Origin of the sequence: Pseudomonas sp. R9.37 (assembly GCF_963878885.1) — a bacterium.
Classification (GTDB): Bacteria; Pseudomonadota; Gammaproteobacteria; order Pseudomonadales; family Pseudomonadaceae; genus Aquipseudomonas.
In genome coordinates this window covers 418,988-443,675 of record NZ_CAWNZA010000022.1, presented here as the reverse complement: position 1 = coordinate 443,675, position 24,688 = coordinate 418,988, and the positions used below count along the sequence as shown (strand labels likewise).

Below are 24,688 nucleotides of genomic sequence, written 5' to 3'. Positions count from 1 at the left end.
GCGATAGCATCACTGCGGTATGCCTGATCCACCTCGGTGTCTGCCTCGCGGGCAAGCCCGGCTCCCACAGTGGGCCGGTGGTGGCCGTTAGTACTGTGATTGGCGCGGTAGTCGCTGTGACAGCTCGTCGAGCAGCTTTTGTTCGCGCTTGTCTTCAATCGCCCGCGCTTCATCGATGTAGCGCTGCACCAGCTTGCGCAAACCTTCGACCCGGGCAAACGCCGCCTGCCACGCCTCGCGGGCTTTATCGAGGTTGTTCTGGTGCCAGGCCAGGCTCTGGCGCTGTTGGCCTACGGCGGTTTCCAGCTGGTTGAGGAAACCCTGGTAACCCATCAGCCATTGGCCGGAAACGCCCTTGCTGCCGCGCTCGATCCATTGCTGCTGGTATTCGCCGCGAAAGCGCTCCAGGTCGCCGAGCTTGCTTTCCGCCAGGCGCACCTGCCCCTGAAAGTAGCCCAGGCGTTGCGCGGCGGTTTTTTCGGCCTTCTCCGCCATGTCCACCACTGGCGCCAGGCGCGAGGAACGGGTGCTGGCCATGGCTTAACCGCCTGGCGCCGGGGCAAAGATCGAGCCCAGGTGCGCTTCGCTTTCGCCCATGCTGATCTTGTCGTTGAGACCCTGGCGCAGGTAGGTCACCAGCTGCGGTTGCAGGGCAATCGCCAGGTCGGTTTCGCGATCACCGCCGGCCACGTAGGCGCCCACGCTGATCAAGTCGCGGCTTTGCTGATAGCGCGACCACAGTTGCTTGAAATGCTGCGCGCGGGCCATGTGCTCCGGCGTCACCACCGCCGGCATCACCCGGCTGATCGACGCTTCGATATCGATGGCCGGGTAGTGCCCTTCTTCGGCCAAACGCCGCGACAGCACGATGTGGCCGTCGAGCACGCCGCGCGCCGAGTCGGCAATCGGGTCTTGCTGGTCATCGCCTTCGGACAACACGGTGTAGAACGCCGTGATCGAACCGCCGCCGGCCTCGGCATTACCGGCGCGTTCAACCAGCTTGGGCAGCTTGGCGAACACTGACGGCGGGTAGCCTTTGGTGGCCGGCGGTTCGCCGATGGCCAGGGCGATTTCCCGCTGGGCCTGGGCGAAGCGCGTGAGCGAGTCCATCAGCAACAGGACATTCTTGCCCTTGTCGCGAAAATATTCGGCAATGCGTGTGCAGTACATGGCCGCGCGCAAACGCATCAGCGGCGCATCGTCCGCAGGCGAGGCGACGACGACGGAACGCTTGAGGCCTTCTTCACCGAGGCTGTGCTCGATGAATTCCTTGACTTCACGGCCCCGCTCGCCGATCAGCCCGACCACGATAATGTCGGCCTCGGTAAAGCGCGTCATCATGCCGAGCAACACCGACTTACCCACGCCGGTACCGGCAAACAGGCCCAGACGCTGGCCGCGGCCGACCGTCAATAAACCGTTGATGCTGCGAATGCCCACGTCCAGCGGCACGCTGATCGGGTTGCGGTTGAGCGGGTTGATGGTCGGGCCATCCATCGGCACCCAGTCTTCGGCCTTCATGCCGCCTTTGCCGTCCAACGCGCGACCGGCGCCGTCCAGCACGCGGCCGAGCATGCTCATGCCCATCGGCAGGCGGCCGGTATCGGCCAGTGGCACCACGCGGGCGCCGGGGGCGATGCCCGCCAGGCTGCCGACCGGCATCAGGAAAATCTTGCTGCCGGAAAAGCCCATCACTTCGGCTTCGACCTGCACCGGGTGGTAGCTGTCGTCGTTGATCACCAGGCAGCGGCTGCCCATGGCGGCACGCAGGCCTTCGGCTTCAAGGGTCAGGCCGACCATGCGCAGCAGGCGCCCTTCGAGGATCGGCTGGCCGGGCAGTTCGGTGGCTTCGGTGTAGCCGCTCAGGCGCTTGGCGAAGCTGGTGCGTTCAAGGCGCATCGGCGGCGTCCAGGTCCACGCTCATATCAGGCTCGGCCGGGTGCAGGGACTGTTCATGCAATTGATCGAACATTTTCGCCATGATCTGGCTGATGCGGGTTTCCACCGTGGCATCGATGCGGCTGTGCTCGGTTTCGACACGGCAACCACCGGGCAGCAGCGCCGCGTCCTCGACAATACGCCAGGTTTCTTCATGGCGCTCGCGCAGGGCTTTGACCTGTTCGAAATCCTGCGGATTGATGTACAGCCGCACATTGCCGACGCCCAATGGCAGCAGCTTGAGGGCTTCGCGCATCACGCTTTCGATGTGGCTGGAATCAAGCACCAGCTCGCGCTGGATCACTTGGCGCGCGATGTGCTCGACCAGCCCGACCATGGATTTTTCCAACTGCGAATCCTGTTCGGCGATCGGGTCGAACAGGTTGCCCATCAAGCGCTCCAGGCTGGCGAGCTTGACGCTCAGCGCCTCCTCGGCTTCTTGGCGGACTTTGAGGGTGGTGCTGCGAAAACCGTCTTTTTCACCCGCCGCGAAGCCCTCGTTGTAGGCCTCCTGGCGGATGGCTTCCAATTCTTCGAGGGTCAGTGGCTGGACTTCATCCAGCGGCACTTCTTCCATTTCGGCCGGTGTTTCAATCACCGGCTCTGGCTCAGGTTCCGGCACATGCGGATCGAAACTGGGCAACGACCAGATGTCGAACCCGCCGACATCCCGTGCGCGAATCAGATCGCTGGGCGTCTCATCTTTGTTCGACATGGGAGGCGCCTTAGATCATTTCTTCGCCGCCCTTCCCGCCGAGAACGATTTCTCCGGCTTCGGCCATACGGCGGGCAATGGTGAGGATTTCCTTCTGGGCGGTTTCCACGTCGCTGACACGCACCGGGCCCTTGGCTTCCAGGTCGTCACGCAACAGCTCGGAGGCGCGCTTGGACATGTTCTTGAAGATCTTCTCTTTGACGTTTTCGTCCGACCCCTTGAGGGCCAGCACCAGTACGTCGGAAGACACTTCGCGCAGCAACGCCTGGATGCCACGGTCGTCGACATCGGAGAGGTTGTTGAACACGAACATGAGGTCTTCGATCTGGCCGGACAGGGTGTCGTCGATCTCGCGGATCGAGTCCATCAACTGGCCTTCGACCGAGCTGTCGAGGAAGTTCATGATATCGGCCGCGCGCTTGATGCCACCCAAGGTGGTACGCGAGGCATTCGAGTTGCCCGAGAACTGCTTCTCGAGGATGGTGTTGAGTTCTTTCAATGCCGCCGGCTGCACCGTGTTCAGCGACGACACGCGCAGGATGATGTCCAGGCGCACTTTATGGTCGAAGTGGCCGAGTACTTCACCGGCCTGATCCGGGTCCAGGTAGGCGACGACGATGGCCTGGATCTGTGGGTGCTCGTAGCGGATCACGTCGGCAACGGCGCGCGGCTCCATCCATTTGAGGCTGTCCAGGCCACTGGTGTTGCCACCCAGCAGGATGCGGTCGATCAGGCCGTTGGCCTTGTCTTCGCCCAGCGCCGAGGTGAGCATCTTGCGAATGTAGCTGTCGGAGCCGACGCCCAGGCTGGTCTGGTCGCCGACGATCTCGACGAACTCGCTCATCACCTGCTCGACTTGCTCACGGTGCACATTGCGCATTTGCGCCATGGCCACGCCTACGCGCTGAACCTCTTTGGGGCCCATGTGGCGCAGCACTTGTGCGGCGTCGGTCTCACCCAAAGACAGCAGCAACACGGCGGCTTTGTCGACTTTGGTGAGCTTGGCAACAGCGGCTCGATCATTCATCTGCGTTAATCCACTCTTTCACGACCTGAGCCACACGGCCCGGGTCTTCTGCTACCAGACTCTTGATTGCGTTCAACTGCGCGTCATAGCCTTCGCTCGGGCTTGGCAACAGGATGCTTTGCGGGCCGCCAAGGCTGACGCGGTCGTTGGCCAGTTCGCCGTCCAGGCCGCCCATGCCACCCAGCTCGACGTCACTGCCAGCCAATGCCAGCTGCTTCTTGCCATGGCCGGTGATGTTGTTGAGCACCGGGCGCAGCACGCCGAATACCAGCACCAGGATGAACAACACACCCAGCACTTGCTTGACGATGTCCCAGAACCACGGCTGCGTGTAGAACGCCGGGTCGGCGATCACTTCGCCGCGCTCGGCGGAGAACGGCATGTTGATCACACTGACGCTGTCGCCACGGCTGGCGTCGAAACCGACGGCGTCCTGCACCAGGCGGGTGAAGCGCGCCAATTCGTCGGCGCTCCATGGCGCACGGGTGACGGCGCCGTCAGCGGCATTGACCTTGACCTGATCATCGACCACCACCGACACCGACAGGCGATTGATTTTGCCCTGCTGCTGCTTGGTGTGGCTGATGGAACGGTCGAGTTCGAAGTTCTTGGTGGACTGGTTACGCTTGTCCGCCGGGTACGGCGCGAGCATCGGCTGGCCGGTGGCCGGGTCCATGATCTGCTGGCCGTTGGCGTCCAACAGTGGCTGACCAGGCTGAATCGCAGCCGCCGTCGCGGCCGCGCCACCAGTGGTTTGCGGCGCCGTGGCCGGGGCCGGTGGCTGGTTGCTCAGGGCACCCGGCACACCTTGCGGGCCATTGCTGGCGGTGCGTTGTTCGCTGGTCGATTGCTCGCTGCGCAGCGCCGGCTGGTCCGGGTTGAACTGCTCGGAGGTCGACTCGACGGCGCTGAAGTCCACGTCGGCAGACACCTCAGCTTTATAGCGGTCGTTGCCCAGCACCGGCTGCAGAATGTTATGCACACGCTGAGTGAGCATGCTTTCCATGCGGCGGCTGTAGTCGAACTGCTTGCCGGCCTGGGTCAGCGCGGAGTTCTCGGCCTGGTCGGACAGCAGGTTGCCCTTCTGGTCCACCACGGTGATTTGCGACTTGCTCAACTCAGGAACGCTGGTGGCCACCAGGTTGATGATCGCCAGGACCTGGCCAGGCTCCAGGGAGCGGCCGGAAAACAGCTCGACCAATACCGAGGCGCTTGGCTTGCGCTCGTCGCGCACGAACACCGAGCTTTTCGGAATCGCCAGGTGCACGCGGGCACCCTTGACGTTATTCAAGCTTGAGATGGTGCGTGCCAGTTCGCCTTCCAGGCCACGACGGTAGCGCGTGGCTTCCATGAACTGGCTGGTGCCCAGGCCCTGGTCCTTGTCGAGAATTTCAAAACCGATATTGCTGTCGGACGGCGTAACGCCGGCGGCCGCCAGCTTCATGCGCGCACGCGCCACGTCATCGGCCTTGACCAGCAAGGCCCCGGAATTGGGCTCCACGGTGTAGGCGATGTCGGCGGCGGCCAGGGTTTCCATGATCTGCTTGGAATCCATCCCGGCCAGGCTGCCGTACAACGGGCGGTAATCAGGTTGCTGCGACCACAGCACCACGGCAAAACCAATCGCCACGCTGGCAGCCAGGCCGACCATCAGGCCCACCTGACGCAACATGGTCATTTCGGAAAGGTTTTCCAGGAACGACAGGCCAAACAGCGGCGGCTTGCCGTCTGCCTTGGCGGGTACGTTGTCCACGACTGCTTCTGCCATGACTTAAATCTCGTCCTTAAACCGGCATCTGCATGATGTCTTGATAAGCCTGAACCAACTTGTTACGCACTTGAGTCAAGGCCTGAAAGGAAACGCTGGCCTTTTGCGAAGCGACCATCACATCGGTGAGGTCCACGCCGCTTTTGCCGATCTCGAAGGCGGTAGCCAACTGATTCGAGGCTTGCTGGGTATCACTGACTTTGTTGATTGCCTGACCGAGCATGTCGGCAAAACTGCTTTGGCCCAATTCCGGCGCTGGCGCGACGGATTTCGGTTGAGCCATGGCATCCATTTGCATGGAGCGCATATCCAACATCAACCGATTGAACTCAATACCCTGGCTCATGACCTTCTCTCTCCGACGACCCGCAATTTTTTGACACTACGCAGCGGTTACTAGGGGTGGTAGCAACAAGGGTGCCAGCTCCGTGGCTATTCGTAAGAAAAGGCGACAAACCCTGTCAGCCTGAGTATTTCTAAGACAGCGATTTGTCAGGTCGCGAACAGGTAGGCTTCGACATCCATCCCCGCATCGCGCATCTGCGCCAGCTTGTAGCGCAAGGTGCGCGGGCTGATGCCCAGGCGCTCGGCGGCTTCCTTGCGGCGGCCGCGTTCGGCACGCAGGGTGTCGATGATCATCTGGAATTCGCGGCGACGCAGGTCGTCGCCCAGGGCGCCGCCAGACTCGGCTTCAGCCACGACCACCGGTGCCGGCGCCAGGCTCGGCAACGGCGCCGCGCCACTGCCCATGGCCAGGCAGAAGTCCTGCGGCTGAATCAACCCGCCCTGCTGCAAAATCAGCGCGCGCTGGATGGCATTGTCCAGCTCCCGCACATTGCCAGGCCATGGGTAGCCGATCAGGCAGGCCTGGGCTTCGGCCGACAGCCGCGCCTGGGCATGCTTCATTTTTTTGACGTGGTTGTTCAGCAAGCGCTCGGCCAACGGAATGATGTCCGCCGGGCGCTCACGCAACGGGCGCCAGGCCAGCGGGAACACCGAGAGCCGGTAGAACAAATCTTCACGAAAGCGCCCTGCCGCCACTTCACCCGCGAGGTCGCGGTTGGTGGTGGCGACCACGCGGATGTCCAGCTGGATGGGCTTGCGCGCACCGACGCGCTCGACTTCGCGCTCCTGCAGCACCCGCAGCAGCTTGGCTTGCAGGCCCAGGGGCATTTCCGAAATTTCGTCGAGCAGGATGGTGCCACCGTCGGCCTGTTCGAACTTGCCGGCCTGCGCCGCGATAGCGCCGGTGAACGAGCCCTTTTCATGGCCGAACAGCGTGGCTTCGAGCATGTTGTCGGGAATCGCCGCGCAGTTGATCGCAATAAACGGTTGTTTGGCGCGGCCCGACTGCTGGTGAATGTAACGCGCCAACACTTCTTTACCGGTGCCGGACTCGCCGGAAATCAACACGGTCGAATCGCTGCGCGCCACCCGGGCTGCCAGTTCCAGCAACTGCGCGCTGGCCGGCTCGAAGGCAATCGGGCCTTCACCCTCGGCATTCGACACCACGCCCAGCGCATGCCGAGCGACCAGCTCGATCAGCGCCTTGGGCTCGAAGGGTTTGACCAGGTAATCCGCCGCCCCTTGGCGCATGGCGTCCACCGCCCGCTCGACGGCGCCATGCGCCGTCATCAGCAGCACCGGCAGTTGCGGCTGGCGTGCGCGCAACAGGCCAAGCAACTGGTGGCCGTCCATGCCAGGCATGTTCACATCACTGACCACCAGACTGAAGGACTCTTGTTCAACGGCCTCCAAGGCATCCTCGGCAGAACCGACCGCGCGGTAGTCATGGCCCGCCAACAGCAGCGTGTCAGCCAATGCTTCACGCAGGGCGCGGTCGTCTTCGACCAATAAAACCTTGATAGCCATAGTCCTTTTACTCCGCGCTTGCCGCGCTGGAAAACAGCGGCAAGGTCATCAATGCACAGGTGCCACGCCCCAACCGGGAGTGCAGTTGCAATTCTCCCTGATGTGCACGCGCCACTGCCTTGACCACGGTCAGGCCCAGGCCCGTCCCGTTGGTCTTGGTGGTAAAAAAGGGTTCGCCCAGGCGTTGCAGCACAACCGGGTCGATGCCGCTGCCGCTGTCGCTGATGCACAGGCGCAGGGTTTGGTCGCGGGTATAGAGGTGCACTTTGAGCCGCGCACCCGGGCCGCTGGCCTGGGTGGCGTTTTCGATCAAGTTGAGCAAGGCGCCGACCAGCGTGTCGCGGTTGCACAGCAACTCGCCCAAGTGGCTGTCGCACTGCCAGCGCACATTGACGTCCTGGATATGCGTGGCGGCTGCCGCTTGCAGCGACTGCATCAGCGCCGATGGCGTGACGCGGTCGGTCAGCGGCAATTCGCCGCGGGCAAACACCAGCATGTCGCGCACCTGATGCTCCAATTCATGCAGGCGCTCCTTGAGGCGCCCGGCAAATCGCTGGTGGGTGGCGGCTGGCAGTCGCTCATCAGTCAAATGACTGGCGTAGATCAACGCTGCCGACAATGGCGTGCGGATCTGATGCGCCAAAGAAGCGACCATCCGCCCCAGCGACGACAAACGCTCATGGCGCGCCAACTGGTCTTGCAAGTGACGGGTTTCAGTCAGGTCGTTGAGCAGCACCAGTTGGCCGGGCTCGGCGTCCAGGGAACGGGTGGCGATGGACAGGCGCCGGCCATCCTTGAGGGAAATTTCATGGCCGTCGTCTTCGCGTGGCGCAAAGCAGCGTGTAATCACGTGGCGCCACAGCTCGCCTTCCAACGGCTCGCCCAGCAAGTCACGCGCGGCCGGGTTGGCTTCGCGGACACGGCCCATTTCATCGATGACGATTACGCCGCCGGGCAACAGGTCGAGGAGGTTTTGTAGACGGTTGGCCAGACGCTCTTTCTCGGCCAGCTCTTGCATGCGCTGGGCGCTGACCACTGCCAGCTCGCCTTTAAGCTCGGAGACCCGCGCCTCCAGCAGACTGTAGGAGTCGGTCAGCTGGCTCGACATCTGGTTGAATTGCGAGAACGCCTGTTCAAGACCCTGCCGGGTCAACGGCTCTGCGCACGGAACCAGCCCAGGAATAGCAGGGGCTGAAGAAAGTTTGGCGGCGTGGGGCATCATGCTCTCTCGCTGGCTGACCGTCAGTTAAACGGAACGTTGCGAGGGCTGTAGCAATACCCGTGCCGAAAAAAATAGACCTATATATCAGTCAGTTAAAAAACAGGCGTCAATCATCCGCCTGTTCATCACCTTCGCGACGGCTCATGCCGTACTTGCGCATCTTCTCCACCAGGGTGGTGCGACGGATGCGCAGGCGCTCGGCGGCGCGCGCGACAATGCCATTGGCATCGTCCAGCGCCTGCTGGATCAGGCCTTGTTCGAGGCTACCGAGGTAGTCTTTCAAGTCCAGGCCTTCGGGCGGCAGCATGGCGGTGGAACCGAAGTCCGGCGTATGGCCGTTGATGGCCACGCGCTCTTCCAGGTCGCTGCGCAGGCTGTCGACCAACTGCTCGTCTTCGTCGTCGACGTAGCGGAATTTCTTTGGCAGCTCGACCACGCCAATCACCCCGTACGGGTGCATGATAGCCATGCGCTCGACCAGGTTGGCCAGCTCGCGGACGTTGCCCGGCCAGCCGTGACGGCACAGGGACATGATCGCGGCGGAGTTGAAGCGAATCGAGCCGCGCTTTTCGTGCTCCATGCGCGAAATCAGTTCGTTCATCAGCAGCGGGATGTCTTCCACGCGCTCGCGCAGCGGAGCCATCTCGATAGGAAATACGTTGAGGCGGTAGTACAAGTCTTCGCGGAAGCTGCCGACCTCGATCATGCTTTCGAGGTTTTTGTGCGTGGCCGCGATAATGCGCACGTCGACGCTCTGGGTCTTGTTGCTGCCCACGCGCTCGAAGGTGCGTTCCTGCAACACGCGCAACAGCTTGACCTGCATCGGCAGCGGCATGTCGCCGATTTCGTCAAGAAACAGGGTGCCGCCATTGGCCAGCTCGAAACGCCCGGCACGGCTGGTGATCGCCCCGGTAAAGGCGCCCTTCTCGTGGCCGAACAGCTCGCTTTCGAGCAATTCTGCCGGGATTGCCCCGCAGTTGACCGGCACGAAAGGCCCGTCGCGGCGTTTGGAGTGATAGTGCAGGTTGCGTGCGACCACTTCCTTGCCGGTACCGGACTCGCCGAGGATCAATACGCTGGCGTCGGTATCGGCCACTTGCTGCATCATCTGGCGCACGTGCTGGATCGCACGGCTGGTGCCGACAAGGCTGCGAAACAGGTTGGGTTCGCGATGACGACCGCGCTCGCGAGCCTGGTCATACATCTCGCGGTAGACCTGGGCACGGTGCAGGGAATCGAGCAATTTGCTGTAGCTGGGCGGCATTTCCAGGGTGGAGAGCACGCGGCGGCGCTGGTCTTCCGGAAGGTCCACGGAAGAAATATCGCCCATCAGCAACACCGGAAGGAACTCATCCCAGGTTGACAGTGTCTTTAACAAGCCCAGAACTGCGCCAGGAGCGTTTACCGTCCCGATCAACACACAGATGACTTCACGGCTCGACGATAAAGAGCTGACCGCCTGCTGCCAGTCATGGCTACCGCAGGGCAAATTTTCTTCACCAAGAAAATTCAAAATTACCGCTAAATCGCGGCGGCGGACGCTATCGTCATCAATCAGCAGAATTTTGGTTTCACGCCACATGCAATAGCAACTTCCCTAGTAAAACGCTCTGCCCCAGAGTGAGGGCAATCTAGACGTTTGTAAGATTTCTTACCCTACTAGACGTCTGAAATCTGAAAACAGCACTAGTTAAGTCAAAAATGCTGGCACAGTCAAATATATGACGCGCCGTTCGGATTAACTGAGCCCATTCAGCCGAACAGATGGTAAACCTTTGACGCGCTTTCCGCTCGGTTGATCTGCGACATCTCTTCGAAAATCGCCTGGCGTTCGCCAGTCGTCACTTCAAGCAACTGCTGATACACCGCCAGCAAGCTTTCCAGCTTTTCCCGCAGGGCACCCTCGTCCACCGGCGCATTATTAAGCGCCTCATCGATCACCGCACGACACCCCATGTCCAGTTCGCCGATAGCGTCCCAGTTACGGTGTGCCAATGCGTCAACCAGGGCTTCGCGGGTCTCGTCAATCCGTTGCAGGGCGTGGCTCATGACATCATCCTCAGGCCAAAGGCCTACAGTGTTGCAATACCGTCCCAGCCTTCCTTGAGCGTAATCATCAGGCCGGCTACTTCGTCGATCATGGCGACATCGCTTTTGCTGTTTGCTTCCAGCAAGCGTGTGGTCATGTAGGCATACAGGTTATCCAATTGCTGCAACGCGGCCGGATCATCGGTTTTTTCCGGGTTCAGGCCGTCACGCAAACCGATCAGAATGTCGATCGCCTTGCCCAGTAACAGGCCTTTTTGCGCGATATCACCACGAGCCATGGCGCCCTTGGCCTGAGCCATGCGGTCCAACGCGCCTTCCATCAGCATCTGCACCAGACGGTGCGGGCTGGCTTCGGAGATCTGGGCATGGGAATTGACCTTCTGGTATTGGCGAAGGGCTCTCATGGGATTCATGTTTCTACCTCGTGACAGGCAACAGCTAAATTGGATGGGCTCTGACTAATATGTCGACTGGGTCGCAAAAAACTTTAACCCGCAAGTCGGTCGAAGGCGGCACCCGGTGGCGGTATTCACCACCGGGCGGCTTCATCGGGATCAGCTGTCCGAGGACGACTTGTTCAGCGCGTTGAGCGTGCTCATGACACTGGAACGCTGGCTGGTGAGCTGGGCCACCAGGTTGTTCATCGTCGTGTATTTGGCGGTCAGGCTGGTTTTCAGCGCGGCCATGCGCGCGGTCAGGGTGTCCTGCTGGTTCTGCAGGTCCTTGATGTTGGCCGACAGCGTCGACGAACGCGTGGCGAGCACGCCGGTGTTGCTCAGCGCGTAGCTGTCGGTCGCGGTTTTCATGCGCGCCAACAGGCCATTGTCACCGTTGAAAATACCGCCGATGTCGGTAGGGTTGGTCAAGATGGCCGCACCGAACACCTTGTCATCAATACTCAACTTGCCGGTGCCCGAGTCAGTGTTCACTCCGAATTGGGCCAGAGACTTCAAAGTGCCCGTGCCCGTCAACGCGTTCAACTCGCTACGCAAAGCCGTCTGCAGGGAGCGCATGGTGGCATCACCTGTCAGCGCAGCGCGCGTGGTGGAACCGTCCGCGTTGTTAGTCACTGCAGTCTCGGTGTTCATCGCAGTCATCAAGGCGTTGTAGGTGTCGACAAAACCCTTTACCGAGCTTTTGAGGGTGTCGTTGCTGCGGGTGACCGTAATGGTCGAGGCCACACGCGTCATGCCGTCAGGGAGCGCCCCAGTGATCCCGGCCGGCAGAGGCGAGACAGCCGTCAACTTGATACTCACACCACTGATCGCCTCGGTCAGGGTATTACTCTTGGATTCCTGAGCCGTGCCGTCAATGGTGTATTTAGCGTTTTGCGGTGGTTCACCCACAACCGACGAACCCGCTTCCAGGCCGGAGTTACCCCCCAGGGTAATGTCCGTGCCGGCGCCGGTATTGGTCGACGTCATCACCAGGCGAGAACCGGTGGCATCAGTCAGAATGTTGGCACTCAGGCCAGCACTGCTGTATTGCGCGTTGATCGAGTCACGCACTTGCTGCAGCGTCGCGCCTGGCGGAACACTGACCCCGTAACTCTGACCTGACTGGGAAATTTCCAGGGTCGTCGCGGTGGTGCCGGTATTGACGACGGTTTTCGCGCCGGTTGGATAATTCTGGGTAGCAACCTTCGAGGCGGTCGCCAACTGGTTGACTATCAGCTGGTAGCTGCCCGCGGAGGCACCGGCACCCAGGGTAACGGTAGACACGTTGGCATCCGACGTCGTCGCGGTCAGGCCGCCGATACTGGCGTCCTTGGTCATGTTGTCCATGGCACCACGGAAGGCATCCAGCGCGGCTTGAATCTTGCCGATCGAGGACAGCTGGGCAGTCGACGTTTGCGTCTGCTTGTTGATCTGCGACTGCTTCGGCGCCTGTTCCGCGTTCACCAATGCCGTCACGATCTGCTGGGTATCAATGCCCGTAACGGGGCCGCTAACTGATATATCACCCATGATTCTTCTCCTGATCCGGGGCTGGCGCTTTATTGACGGACGACGCCTAAAGCAGCTACAGCAACAAAATTCATGCCAGCTCAGACTTTGGCGTCAAACAACACACTGCTGGCGTCGTGAAGGCTTTGTGCGAGTTTCAATGCCGTTTCCGAAGGGATTTGACGAATGACCTCGCCACTGTCGGTCGCAATGACCTTGACCACCACCTGATGGGTGGAGTCATCAATGGAAAAGTCCAGGTTGCGCTGGGCAGCCTGGACGAATTTGCGAATATCCGTTACCGCCTGTTCAAGGTCGGAGGATTTCGAGTCTTGCTTGGGTTCGCCCGTGGCAACCGTGGGGTCTACCTTGGTTTTCTGCGGGTCGGCTGTCACAGGGGCAGGCGCGCTCTGTGGCGCCGCTGCTGGATAAGACAGGTTCAACTTGACGCTCATGTCCATGTCCAATCTCCTCATCACGCAAAAGACAAAAGGGCACGTAAACGCGCCCTTCCGTCAGTCATCTACCGATGGCTATTACTGAAGCAGCTTCAGTACAGCGGATGGCAGTTGGTTGGCCTGGGACAGGATCGCAGTGGAAGCCTGTTGCAGGGTTTGTTGCTTGGTCAGCTGAGCAGTTTCTGCAGCGTAGTCAACGTCCTGGATCTGACCGCGAGCGGCGCTGGAGTTGTCCGAGATGCTCTGCAAGTTAGCAACGGTGTTGTCGAAACGGTTTTGTACAGCACCCAGGCCAGCACGCTGGGAGTCGATGTCGGAGATCGCTTGAGTGATCACGTCGATCGAGTTCTGTGCGTTGGCAGCAGTGGTGATGTCAGTGTTGTTGACGGTGGTTTTGGTGGAGTTGGCAGCTGTACCGGTAGCTGCGAACAGACCCGTCACGCCAGCGCCGCTCAGCGAGTAGCTGCTGGAGGAGTTCAGCGACACTGCACCAGTGGCGATGATCGGACCGGCATCCAGTGCAACGGCAGTGCCGGCAGTACCGGTACCATCCAGGGTGGCAACCTTGATACCAGCAACAGCACCGGCGTCGCCAGCGTTGAAGGTCAGGTTCTCACCGGTATCGGACTTGACCGACAGCGCTTGAGTGGTCGAATCGTAGTTAACGGTGATACCCAGTTTGGCAGCGTTGGACTTCAGTTGGTCAGCCAGGTCAGAAGTTTTGACCACGCCAGTGAACTGAACCGCAGCACCGCTACCGACTTTCAAGGTGAAGTTGGCGCTGGCAGGGGTTGCAGCAGCGATGGCAGCGGAGTCAACGGTGAACTGAGCAACGGTGCTGGCGGTAGCAGCCAGGCCGCCTACAGCGCCGTTCATTTGCGCAGCGATCTGCCCGGCCGAAGCACCGGCAGCGATGGTCAGGCTCTTGGACTGGCCGCCACCGGTAACGGTGAGTGCGCCGCCAGCAACGCCAGTTGCGCTTGGAGTAATGCCTTGGGATTTCAGCTGCTGCGAACCAATGTTGTTGGCTGCAACGTTACCGATGCTCATGTCGATGGTCTGGTTGGCGTTGGCGCCGACCTGGAACGAAGTGGTACCGAAAGAACCGTCCAGCAGGTTCTTGCCACCGAAAGTAGTGGTGGTAGCGATACGGGTCAATTCAGCAGTCAGTGCTGCGTATTGAGCCTGGTTCGACTTACGGTCGTCAGCGCTTGGCGAGCCGTTGGCGGATTGCAGAGCCAGGGTACGCATGCTTTGCAGGATGTTGGTGGACTGCTGCATGGCGCCTTCAGCGGTCTGAGCAATCGAGCTGCCGTCGTTGGCGTTCTTGATTGCAACGCCCAGGCCGTTGATTTGGCTGGTCAGACGGTTGGAGATTTGCAGGCCGGCCGCATCGTCTTTGGCGCTGTTGATACGCAGGCCGGAGGACAGACGCTGCATGGAAGTTTGCAGGGCGCCAGAAGCCTTGTTCAGGTTGTTCTGAACGTTCAACGAAGCAAGGTTAGTGTTTACTGTTAAAGCCATGACGAAATCCTCGTGGGTGGTGTACTGCGGCTTCCGGCCCTGGCAACCGCCGGGTGTGGCCTAGAGAACCTTCGTAATAGTTATCGTCGTGAATGCAGGTCTCTTGAGGACTTTTTTGATTTTTTTTACTAGCAACGGGCCACCCTTTGTAATTCAAGCATTTACGATAGCCCAAAGCCTCGCATTTGCTGGGTTTTCTGGCGCCAAATAAAAAACGCCCAGGCTTTTTCAAGCCTGGGCGTTTTTGTGTGCGGCGCTATCAGCAGGTCACGGACGATAGAGAATCGCCGAACCCCACGACAAACCGACACCAAAGCCACTGATCGCAACACGCTTCCAGTCGCCATCCATCATGTGCTTTTCCAGCAGCAGCGGAATGCTCGAGGACACGGTATTGCCCGTCTCGACCATGTCCTTGATGAATTTCTCCACCGGTGCGTCTTCAAAACGTCGCGCCACGGCGTCGACAATCGCCGCACTGCCCTGGTGAATGCAGAACGCATCAATCTCGTCAGCCTTAAGCTCAGACTCGTTGAGCAGCTCGTGCAAATGCGCCGGTACTTTGAGCAGGGCGAAGTTGAACACCTGGCGGCCATTCATGAAAAACACGCCGTCGCTGACCTTAAGGTGCGGCGCACCGGAACCGTCGGTGCCGAACTTCGACTTGCCGAGCAACCACGGGGCATCTTCGCCCATCCAGGTGGCGGTGGCGGCGTCGCCGAAGAGCATGGTGGTGTTGCGGTCTTCCGGATCAACGATCTTCGAATACGGGTCGGCGGTGATCAGCAGGCCGTTTTTCAGGCCGGTGGCTTCCATGAAGCCTTTCATCGCGTAGATGCCGTAGACATAGCCCGAGCAACCCAGCGAGATATCGAACGCCGCCACGTGGGTCGGCAGGCCCAGCTTGTCCTGGACGATGGCGGCCGTGTGGGGCAAGCCTTCCTCATCGCCGTTCTGGGTCACGACGATCAGCGCGTCGATGGACTCGCGCTTCAAATCAGGGTTGTTGGCAAACAAGGCGTTGACCGCCTCGACGCACAGGTCGGAGGTTTCCTGCGCAGCATCCTTGCGCGGCAGGAACGCCGAACCGATCTTGCCAATGATGAAATCCTCATCCTTGGCGAATTTGGCGCCCTGGGCGTAGTTATCAACCCCGTCTGCCGGCACGTAACTGGCGATGCTTTTTATGCCAATCATTGTGGCTTCCCAATACTAAATAGCTGGATAACACCCCTCGGGCTACGCCGGGAGCGCTGACAATAAAGGGGATAACCCCGTAAAAATATCGCTGAAAGCCCCCGCGCAAAGACCCTGCGACGACTTATCCTTTTCACACGATACAGTGAAGATGCGCTTTATGACTCACAGGTCACTCAATTTTGTGCGCTTTATGCAAAACCCTGCAACATTCCCGCCCCCAGAAACGACAACGGCCCACCCTGTTGCCAGGGTGGGCCGCTTGTACGCTCGCCGGTTACATACGGCTGAACAGGCTCAACTGGGAGATCTTCACAAACGCCAGCTGCGAAGCCTGCAGCATGGTCTGCTGCAATGTCAGATCAATGGCCGCCTGGCCCATGTCGACGTTCGCCAGCGATGACATGGTGGAGGTGTTGGCCAGCCCCAGGCTGGTATTTTCCTGGCTCTGGATATCCAGCGCGTTCTGGCGCGCACCAATCGAGCCACGCACCTGGTCAATCTGCGCCGAAGCGTTGGTCAGGTTACCGATGGAGGTATTGATCACGTCCTTGAGCTTGTTCATGGCCACCGGGTCGCCATCGGCCGGAGTTTCCAGCGCCTTGCGCAGTTGGCCCAGCGTGTCCAGGGCGTTCATGTTCTTGTTGCTGGTGGCACCCACGGAAAACTGATCACCCGCCCCCGGCGCACCGCTCACATCGAAGGTCACCCCGGCAGCCGTGATCGACGTCGCGCCAGTGGCCATGGTGCCCGTGGCAATCGACTTGCTGTTCGCCGAGTACGGCTGGGCGTACACCTCGTAGTCATTGCCGCTGGTGAACTTGATCACCGCGCCCGAGTTCGGAAAGGTGCTGGCGTAGGCTGCCTGGTCCGTGACCCGGCCACCGGTCAACTGCGCCGTAGACGGATTACTGGCTGTGCGCGAACTGCTGAACGTGTCCGGCTTGCTTTCCAGCGTAAAGGCCTTGCCCGCCACCAGCGCATCAGACGGTGCGCCCGAGGCCACGTCAGACCCAAGGTTCAGGCTGATGTCGAACTTGACCCCGCGCAGGTTGACGCTGGACGCGCCTTCCTTGGTGGAATCAAATGTGCCGTTGCCGGTGATCTCGGACGTAACGTCGTTGCCGTCCTTGTCGGTCACGCTGTATTGGGTACTGCTGGAGAAGGTCAGCTTGTATGGCTGGCCATCGGCAAAGTTCTTCGTGTAAGCGGTGCCCGAGGTGACCAGGCCCGCCGAAATTGCGACTTTGCCGTCGTTGACCGCCGGCGGCAAAATCGTCGCCTGAGTGCGCCCGGTGTTGCCGGAGCTTTCCAGCAGCGTCTTGCCGGTATCGCCCGCCGCAATCGTCAAGTTGCTCGACACTTGCAGGCTCAGCGGCGTCTCATCACCCTGGTAGGTGTAGGTGCCATCGTTGTTACGGCTGTAGGGCGGCGTGTCGGTCTTGGCCCCGGAAAACATATAGTTGCCGCTGGAATCCTTGGTGTTGAGCAGGCCCAATACCTGGTCTTCGAGCGCGCCAACCTGAGCGGCGATGGCCTTGCGGTCGTCGTTGCTGAGCTTGAGGTTACCCGCCTGCAACGCCAGGCCGCTGGCGGTTTGCATGGCCGTGTTGATGCTCGCCAACACGCTTTCCTCGTTGGTCAGCGAGTTTTGCAGGCTGGTGATGTTGCCGTTGTACTGGCCCAGCATGTCTTTTTGCTGTTGCAGCATCAGCAGTTGCGCGGCGGCTACCGGATCATCCGCAGCGGTCTGCACACGCACACCGGAGCTGGCCTGGTCCTGAGCCTTCACCACACCCGAATAGTTATCCTGATATTTGGCGGAGCTGGTGTCGAAATACTGCTGTGTAGAGATACGCATCGTTCCAGACTCCTTTAAAGGGCGTTGATCAGTGTGCTGAAGGTTTCTTGCGCGGCCTTGATGATCTGCGACGACGCGGTGTAGTACTGCTGGAACTTGATCATGTCGCCCGCCTCCTCGTCCAGGTTGACCTGGGACACGGAGTTGCTGGCCGCCTTGTTCGCGGCCAGCAAGGCGCCGGTGGCGGTGCTGTCGGTGTTGGCCTGGGCGGCCTTGGAACCGACTTGGGACACCAGCCGGCTGTTGGCGCTGACCAGGCTCACGCCCGCATTGCCATCCACCGCACCGACCGTCGCCTTGGTCTGCAAACCCAGCAATTGCTGAGCGTTGCGGCCATCGGAGGTGGCGCCACTGTTGAACGAAAAGGTCGTGCTGTCGCCGTTGGCGGGCGTGCCCGCCACGGTGGTGTCGAAACTGAAGCTCTTGCCTGGAATCAACGTACCGCTGGCATCACGCATCGGCACACTGATAGAGACCTTGTTGCCCTGGCCCGGAATGATGCTGCCGGTGCCGATCGGGTTGCCCTGGGCATCGCTCACTGTGTAGGACTGGGTGCCGTCTGCCGCCGGCTTGCCAAACACCATCTTCACCGGCATCGAGTTTTCGATCCCGGTGCGCAACTGCGCGCTGGCAGCGCCACCGTTGATATCGATCGGCAGCGTCAATGTCGGCGGCGTGAACGTGCCGGTGCCGGTGTTGGTAGTGCTGGCATTGCCGGCCAGTGGCGCCGCGAACGCGAGCTTGTTCGGGTCCTTGAGGTCGACGCTGATGTTGCTGGCCCCGGTGGCCGTCGGGCTGACCTTGAAGCTGTCACCGGCAGCCATCGGCCCTTTGCCATCGAGCGCCAACGTGAAGCCGTCGATCACGGGCGGCGGCGTGGTGGTGGTGTCGAACGAGCCCATGGCTTTGCCGTCGGAGCGCACCACGTTGTACTGGTTGCCGCTGGTGAAGGTGACTTTGTAGTCGAAGGTCGAGAGCTTGCTGCTGTCGGCAATCGTCACATTCAGGTTGCCCGAGCCGGCGCTGTTGCCCGAGGCTGCCTGGCTACGCTGGGCAATGGCCGCGGCGCTGTTGATGTCGCTGAACAACGACGAACCGAAATCGCTGTTCAGGTCCAGGCCCTGGCCCAACTGGCTGTTGACGCTGTCAGCGGTGGCAATGGCAATGCGGCCCAGGTCGTTGATGGCCGGTATCAGCGCATCACTGCGATAGCGCAACAGGCCGCCGATGCTGCCGCCGGACACCACGTTGCCGATGTCCATCGGCGTGTCGCCCATGTTGAGCTGAATGGTGTACTGGCTGTTGTCAGTTTTGCTCGGCACGGCCGAAATCGTGTTGGCCACACCGCCTTCTACCAGCGACTGGCCGGTGCCGGTGGTGATGCTGAACTGGCCGTTCTTCTCGGTGGCCGTTACGCCGATCAGCTCGTTGAGCGAACGCACCGCCTCGTTACGCGCATCCAGCAGGTTGGCCGGCGCACTAGTCGACGAGCCCTGGGCAGTTGCGATTTGCGTGTTCAGCGACGCAATCGACGACGTCAGCTTATTGACCTGATCACTCATGGTGCTCAGTTGACTGTTGATGCTTTCTTTTTGCTGGGTCAGCTGAGTCGAGATCGCGTTGAAGCGGTTGCTCAGGGTCTGGGCGCTGGTCACCAGCAGTTGGCGCGCGGACACGTCGCTCGGGGTCGCTGCCGCGGTTTGCAGGGACGCGAAAAACGCGCTGAGCACCGCAGACATGCCGGTGGACTTGTCAGACAGGGTCTTGTCAATCGCAGCCGCCTGGCCCGCGTAGGCGGTGGCGTCGCTGTTGAGGGCCGTGCTGCTCTGGTAAGCGGCGCCCAAGAAATCGTTATAGATGCGGCGCACATCCGCCAGGGTCGTGCCGCTGCCGATGTACACGCCGCCGTACTGATTGTTGGCGCTGGCGTTCTGGGTGGTCTGCTGACGCGAGTATCCCGGGGTGTTGACGTTGGCAATGTTGTTACTCAGGACCGACAACGATCCTTGAGCGGCGTTGAGCCCCGACATCCCGATATTGAGCAAACTCATGATTCAGACCTTATAAATGAGTGGATGCGCCCGCGGCAGCGTAATCCTGGTAACTGTTCATCGTTTTGGCGATCTGCGAAATCTTGCTGGCGTAGTCCGGGTCGGTTGCATATCCGGCTTTTTGCAACTCGCGCACAAACTGTTCCGGGTTGTCGGCTGACTTCACAACTTCTTTATAGCGATCATTGCTTTGCAGCAATGTCACGAGGTCGTGGAAGCTGTCCTGATAGGAGTTGTAGGAACGGAATTGCGCCGTTTCCTTGACCATCGACCCATCACGAAACTCGCTGGTAATTGCACGCGCCTGGCCGCCCTGCCAACTCTGCCCGGCCTTGATGCCGAACAGGTTGTGACTGCTGCTGCCGTCCTCGGCGCGCATGACCGATTTGCCCCAACCGGTTTCCAGCGCGGCCTGGGCCACCAGGTACTTGGGGTCGACACCGATGCGCGCGGCGGCCGCCTTGGCCATCGGCAGCATGGTGGCGACAAATTCATCCTGCGAGCTGAAGGCTTTCTTCGCCGGCGCCAGCGGTGGCTGGGCGATGGCGCGGCCATACACCTGCATGCGCCCGCTCGGTACGGCAATGCTGCGCGCGGTGCTGTTGACCACGTTGTCGGCGGCGGCGCTGTTACGCAGCGGCGCGCTCTTGGCATCGATGGCGACCGGCGCGTTCGGCACGATGCCGGCCAACAGACGGTCAGTCAGCTTGCTCGGCAAGGCGATACGGCGCTGGTTCATCAGCTCCATGTCATTGGCGTGCGCGCTCGCGCCTTCAGGCACGGCCACGCGATAGGCCCACAGCGGACGCTGGCCGTTGGAGCGGCCCAACGGCCCTTCGGCTTGGGTGCCTGCGCCGATTTCAGTCGGCACATCGACCTTCTTCGCTGGCGCTTGCGCCGCCTCCGGGCCCTGCAACGTGGCCGCCTGGGCGTCCACCGGTTTGTTCTTCTGCATCTGGCGCATCAGCACGTCGGCCAGGCCAATACCACCGCCTTCGCGAGACATCGAAACCGCCAACTGCTGGTCGTACATTTCCTGGTATTGCTTGGCCGCCGGCGTATTCAGCGGGTTGTCCTTGCCCAGCGCTTCCGTGGCCGAACGCATGGACTTGAGCATCTCGCTGAGGAACAGCGACTCGAACTCCTGCGCGACTTTGCGCATGTTGCCTTCGCTGTTCTTGTCGGCGCCGACCTTGAGCTGGTTAAGCCGGTTCAGGTCGGAGTAAGACCCCGAATCCGCCGTGCTGCTGATCCCGCTCTTGCGCATATCCATGACCATGGCTCAGATCACTATCAGGTCGGCTTGCAAGGCGCCGGCCTGTTTCAGCGCTTCGAGGATCGCCATCAAGTCGCCTGGGGCTGCGCCCACCTGGTTCACCGCGCGGACAATCTCGTCCAGCGTGGTGCCGGGGCCGAACTTGAACATCGGCTTGGCTTCTTGCTGAGCATTCACCCGCGAACGCGGCACTACCGCCGTCTGGCCGTTGGACAAAGGCCCAGGTTGACTGACGATCGGGTCTTCGGTGATGGTCACGGTCAGGCTGCCGTGGGTCACGGCCGCCGGCGATACCTTGACGTTCTGACCGATCACGATCGTGCCGGTACGCGAATTGATGATGACCTTGGCCACCGCCTGGCCTGGATCGACCTCGAGGTTTTCCAGGATCGACAGGTAATCGACACGCTGGCTTGGGTCCAGTGGCGCGGTAACGCGGATCGAGCCGCCGTCAATGGCCTGGGCCACGCCAGGGCCGAGCATGTCGTTGATCTTGTCGACCACGCGCTTGGCGGTGGTGAAGTCCGAACGGTTGAGGTTCAAGGTCAGGCTGTTGCCCTGGTTGAAGCCGCTGGGTACGGTGCGTTCCACCATGGCGCCGCCCGGGATACGCCCGGCCGATGGCACGTTAACGGTGATCTTCGAACCGTCACGGCCCTCGGCGTCAAAACCACCGACCACCAGGTTGCCCTGGGCGATGGCGTAGACGTTGCCGTCGATACCCTTGAGCGGCGTCATCAGCAACGTGCCGCCGCGCAGGCTTTTGGAGTTACCGATGGACGAGACGGTGATGTCCACCACCTGACCCGGCTTGGAGAACGCCGGCAAATCGGCACTGATGGACACGGCCGCGACGTTTTTCAGTTGCACGTTGCCCGAACCCGGCGGCACCTTGATGCCGAACTGCGAGAGCATGTTGTTGAACGTCTGCAGGGTGAACGGGGTTTGGGTGGTTTGGTCACCCGTGCCGTTAAGCCCCACCACCAGACCGTACCCGATCAGTTGGTTGGAGCGCACGCCGGAAATACTGGCGATGTCTTTCAACCGCTCAGCCAAGGCCCCTGTGCTCAAGGCCAGCAACAACGCGGCAGCCATCAGCTGTTTGAGTTTCAAAGTGGCCACCTAGAAAGGGAACAGCGGGCTAAGGAAGAAACGGTCGAACCAGCCCGGCTGACTCGCATCAGCAAACGAACCTGTACCCGAGTAGGTAATGCGCGCATCGGCAATCCGCGTCGACGGCACGGTGTTGTCGGTGGAAATATCATCGGCGCGAACCATGCCCGCAATGCGCACCAGCTCGTCGCCGGTGTTGAGGGTCATCCACTTTTCACCGCGTACGGCGATGATGCCGTTGGGCAGTACATCGGCGACGGTCACGGTGATCGAACCGGTCAGGCTGTTGCCCTGCCCCGCCGCACTTTTGCCGTTGGTGGCGCGGTCGCCGCTGTAGCCGGCGTCCAGGCTCAGGTCACCGCTGCCCAGCGGGTTATTGGTGTTGGGCACGCCACCGAACAGCGACGTCAGGCCAATGCTGGTCTTGCTGGTCTTGCCGATCTGCGAGTTGGCATTTTTGCTGGCCTGGGTTTTCTCGTTCAGGGTGATGGTGATGATGTCACCCACACGGAACGCCTTGCGGTCGCTGTACAGGTTCTGTTCGAAACCGGCCTGGTAGATCGAGCCATTGTTGGCCGCCGCCGGCAACGGCGTGCGTGGCAACACCGGCGCGTAGTACGGGTCATTGGGTTTTGGCGTCGGGGCGACACAGCCCGCGAGCACGGCGATCCCACTCAATGCCAGAACAGAAACATAGCGATTCATGACCCTTACCTCACGGTGTTGCAGGCGCCGTCGATGGCGCCCCATAGACTTGATTACAGATTCTGCGTTACGAACGAAAGCATCTGGTCGGCGGTGGAAATCACCTTGGAGTTCATCTCGTAGGCGCGCTGGGTGGTGATCATGTTGACCATCTCCTCAACCGTGCTCACGTTGGAGGTTTCCAGGGTGCTTTGCAGCGTGGTGCCAAAACCGTTCAGGCCAGGGGTGCCGATTTGCGGCGCGCCGCTGGAGGCGGTTTCCAGGAACAGGTTGTTACCCATCGCTTGCAGGCCGGCCGGGTTGATGAAGTCGGCGGTTTGCAGGTTGCCGATCACTTGCGAAGCCGGGTTGCCGGCCACGGTGATCGACACAGTGCCGTCGTTGCCGACGGTAAAGGTCTTGGCGTCGGCGGGAACCACAACAGCCGGCTCCAGGGCGAAACCGTTGGCCGTGACGATCTGGCCATTGGAGTCGAGGTGGAACGTGCCGTCACGGGTGTAGGACGTGGTGCCATCCGGTTGCAGGATCTGGAAGAAGCCGCGCCCGTTGATGGCCATGTCCAACGGCTGACCGGTTTGCTGCAGGTTACCGGCGCTGAAGTTCTTCTGCGTGCCAACGATCTGCACACCGGTACCCAGTTGCAGGCCCGACGGCAATTCGCTGTCCTGGGTCGATTGGGCGCCCGGCTGCTTCTTGATCTGATAGAGCAAGTCCTGGAACTCGGCGCGGTCACGTTTGAAGCCCGTGGTCGACACGTTCGCCAAGTTGTTGGAAATGGTGGTCAGGTTGGTGTCCTGGGCGGACAAACCTGTTTTGGCAACCCATAGAGCCGGAAGCATGCTGTTCTCCTTCATGCGCCTGTTTGTTGGCGCTGCGCTGCAAAATTAGTAGTCGGTCAGTAACGCGGCAATCAGCTCATCGCCAGAACGCGGGTCATGGCCTGGTCGTCTTCCTTGGCGCTGTTCATCATCTTGATGTGCAGCTCGAACTGCTTGGAAAGCGACAGCACCGCGGTCATTTCTTCAACGGCGTTGACGTTGCTTGCCTGCAGGAAGCCCGACGTCAGCGTGACGTTGGCGTTCGCCTGGGCCGGCTGGCCATCCTTGGTGTGGATGGTGCCGTCGAGGCCCTTGGTCATGTTCTTGAGGTCCGGCTGGACCAACTTGATGCGGTCCACTTCAGCCATTACCCGCGGGCCTTCGCCCATGGCGCGGATGCTGATGGTGCCGTCGGCACCCACTTCGATTTTCTGCTGCGGCGGCACCGCAATCGGGCCACCGTTGCCCATGATCGGCATACCGTTGCCGGCCCGCAGCACGCCCAGCGCATCCACATTCATGCTGGCGCTGCGCACGTAGGCTTCACTGCCATCGGGGGTTTGCACGGCCATCCAACCGTCGCCGCTGACCGCCACGTCGAGGTCACGACCGGTTTCGATCATGGCGCCCGGGGAGAAGTCGGTGGCTGGCCGCTCGGTCATGGCAAACGCGCGCGCCGGAAAGCTGTCACCAAACACCGGCATCGAACGCGCCTGCTCCAGGTCACGCTGAAAACCGTTGGTGGAGATGTTCGCCAGATTGTTGGCATGGGCCTTCTGCGCCAGTGCATTCTGGCTGGCGCCGGTCATTGCCACATAAAGGTACTTGTCCACGCTCTATCCTCTTTCTGACGGACGCTTGCCGCCCACCGCTGTACTGATGAGGCTTAAGCAATTTGCGAACCAACTTTTAAAAACGAGGAAAAGTCCAGGCGGGACGGGGGTTTGCGCGCAGGCATGGAGATTATGTGGCTGGGCGAGAGTCGAAAAAACGGCGGACTACTGCCGCCTGCGGCAAGCACAGGTCTTTAAGATGACAAATAACAAATGTGGGAGCGGGCTTGCTCGCGAATGCGGTGTATCAGTCTGCACATGTAGTGACTGACACGTCGCATTCGCGAGCAAGCCCGCTCCCACAGTTTTAATCGT

Annotated in this window: 22 protein-coding genes; all 22 read right to left on the bottom strand. The window is 60.8% G+C overall.

Translation table 11 applies throughout. The features are described 5' to 3' along the window. Positions 1-87 precede the first annotated feature (87 nt). The 22 genes from fliJ to AACU78_RS14150 all read right to left on the bottom strand — a co-directional run bounded on the left by fliJ (position 88) and on the right by AACU78_RS14150 (position 24,373). Positions 88-537, bottom strand: coding sequence for a flagellar export protein FliJ (fliJ, locus tag AACU78_RS14255; protein ID WP_106576458.1), 450 nt, complete (start codon positions 535-537; stop codon positions 88-90). 3 nt (positions 538-540) lie between these two features. Then, complete coding sequence (gene fliI / locus AACU78_RS14250) at positions 541-1,899, bottom strand: flagellar protein export ATPase FliI (RefSeq protein ID WP_106576457.1); 1,359 nt, start codon at positions 1,897-1,899, stop codon at positions 541-543. After that, complete coding sequence (fliH, locus tag AACU78_RS14245; protein ID WP_106576456.1) at positions 1,889-2,653, bottom strand: flagellar assembly protein FliH; 765 nt, start codon at positions 2,651-2,653, stop codon at positions 1,889-1,891. Before fliH ends, fliI begins: the two co-directional genes overlap by 11 nt. A gap of 10 nt (positions 2,654-2,663) precedes the next feature. Next, complete coding sequence (gene fliG / locus AACU78_RS14240; protein ID WP_106576455.1) at positions 2,664-3,680, bottom strand: flagellar motor switch protein FliG; 1,017 nt, start codon at positions 3,678-3,680, stop codon at positions 2,664-2,666. Then, a complete protein-coding gene (gene fliF / locus AACU78_RS14235) occupies positions 3,673-5,448 on the bottom strand; it encodes a flagellar basal-body MS-ring/collar protein FliF (protein ID WP_106576454.1) in 1,776 nt (591 codons plus the stop codon). The genes fliG and fliF overlap by 8 nt, the downstream gene beginning before the upstream one ends. A 16-nt stretch (positions 5,449-5,464) precedes the next feature. After that, complete coding sequence (fliE, locus tag AACU78_RS14230; protein ID WP_016972029.1) at positions 5,465-5,794, bottom strand: flagellar hook-basal body complex protein FliE; 330 nt, start codon at positions 5,792-5,794, stop codon at positions 5,465-5,467. A gap of 146 nt (positions 5,795-5,940) precedes the next feature. Then, positions 5,941-7,320 carry a sigma-54-dependent transcriptional regulator gene (locus AACU78_RS14225; RefSeq protein ID WP_106576453.1) on the bottom strand — a complete coding sequence of 460 codons (1,380 nt, stop codon included), beginning with the start codon at positions 7,318-7,320 and terminating at the stop codon, positions 5,941-5,943. 7 nt (positions 7,321-7,327) lie between these two features. After that, positions 7,328-8,539 (bottom strand): sensor histidine kinase, encoded by a 1,212-nt coding sequence (locus AACU78_RS14220; RefSeq protein WP_106576452.1) that lies wholly within the window; start codon positions 8,537-8,539, stop codon positions 7,328-7,330. 109 nt (positions 8,540-8,648) lie between these two features. Further along, positions 8,649-10,124 (bottom strand): sigma-54 dependent transcriptional regulator, encoded by a 1,476-nt coding sequence (locus AACU78_RS14215; RefSeq protein WP_071483261.1) that lies wholly within the window; start codon positions 10,122-10,124, stop codon positions 8,649-8,651. Between the two features lie 170 nt (positions 10,125-10,294). Beyond that, positions 10,295-10,591 carry a flagellar protein FliT gene (locus AACU78_RS14210; protein WP_106576451.1) on the bottom strand — a complete coding sequence of 99 codons (297 nt, stop codon included), beginning with the start codon at positions 10,589-10,591 and terminating at the stop codon, positions 10,295-10,297. A 23-nt stretch (positions 10,592-10,614) separates the two neighbouring features. Beyond that, positions 10,615-11,004 (bottom strand): flagellar export chaperone FliS, encoded by a 390-nt coding sequence (gene fliS / locus AACU78_RS14205; protein ID WP_106576450.1) that lies wholly within the window; start codon positions 11,002-11,004, stop codon positions 10,615-10,617. A 141-nt stretch (positions 11,005-11,145) separates the two neighbouring features. Continuing rightward, the gene (gene fliD, locus AACU78_RS14200; RefSeq protein ID WP_106576449.1) at positions 11,146-12,558 is read right to left on the bottom strand and encodes a flagellar filament capping protein FliD; all 1,413 of its coding nucleotides are present in this window, start codon (positions 12,556-12,558) and stop codon (positions 11,146-11,148) included. An 80-nt stretch (positions 12,559-12,638) separates the two neighbouring features. Next, the gene (locus AACU78_RS14195) at positions 12,639-12,998 is read right to left on the bottom strand and encodes a flagellar protein FlaG (protein ID WP_106576448.1); all 360 of its coding nucleotides are present in this window, start codon (positions 12,996-12,998) and stop codon (positions 12,639-12,641) included. Between the two features lie 75 nt (positions 12,999-13,073). Further along, complete coding sequence (locus AACU78_RS14190; protein ID WP_106576447.1) at positions 13,074-14,519, bottom strand: flagellin N-terminal helical domain-containing protein; 1,446 nt, start codon at positions 14,517-14,519, stop codon at positions 13,074-13,076. A gap of 267 nt (positions 14,520-14,786) precedes the next feature. Then, positions 14,787-15,716, bottom strand: a complete 930-nt coding sequence (locus AACU78_RS14185; RefSeq protein WP_106576446.1) for a ketoacyl-ACP synthase III — start codon at positions 15,714-15,716, stop codon at positions 14,787-14,789. A 277-nt stretch (positions 15,717-15,993) separates the two neighbouring features. After that, a complete protein-coding gene (locus AACU78_RS14180) occupies positions 15,994-17,577 on the bottom strand; it encodes a flagellar hook-associated protein 3 (protein ID WP_106576445.1) in 1,584 nt (527 codons plus the stop codon). Between the two features lie 14 nt (positions 17,578-17,591). Then, the gene (flgK, locus tag AACU78_RS14175) at positions 17,592-19,628 is read right to left on the bottom strand and encodes a flagellar hook-associated protein FlgK (RefSeq protein ID WP_106576444.1); all 2,037 of its coding nucleotides are present in this window, start codon (positions 19,626-19,628) and stop codon (positions 17,592-17,594) included. Between the two features lie 10 nt (positions 19,629-19,638). Continuing rightward, positions 19,639-20,907, bottom strand: a complete 1,269-nt coding sequence (gene flgJ, locus AACU78_RS14170; RefSeq protein ID WP_106576443.1) for a flagellar assembly peptidoglycan hydrolase FlgJ — start codon at positions 20,905-20,907, stop codon at positions 19,639-19,641. A gap of 3 nt (positions 20,908-20,910) precedes the next feature. Further along, on the bottom strand, positions 20,911-21,999 hold the full coding sequence (locus AACU78_RS14165) for a flagellar basal body P-ring protein FlgI (RefSeq protein ID WP_106576713.1): 1,089 nt from the start codon (positions 21,997-21,999) through the stop codon (positions 20,911-20,913). Positions 22,000-22,026: 27 nt separating this feature from the next. Then, entirely contained in the window at positions 22,027-22,722 is a 696-nt protein-coding gene (gene flgH, locus AACU78_RS14160; protein WP_003214607.1) for a flagellar basal body L-ring protein FlgH, read from the bottom strand. A gap of 53 nt (positions 22,723-22,775) precedes the next feature. Further along, complete coding sequence (gene flgG, locus AACU78_RS14155) at positions 22,776-23,561, bottom strand: flagellar basal-body rod protein FlgG (protein WP_005790105.1); 786 nt, start codon at positions 23,559-23,561, stop codon at positions 22,776-22,778. Positions 23,562-23,632: 71 nt separating this feature from the next. Beyond that, on the bottom strand, positions 23,633-24,373 hold the full coding sequence (locus tag AACU78_RS14150; protein WP_106576442.1) for a flagellar basal body rod protein FlgF: 741 nt from the start codon (positions 24,371-24,373) through the stop codon (positions 23,633-23,635). Between the last annotated feature and the right edge of the window lie 315 nt (positions 24,374-24,688).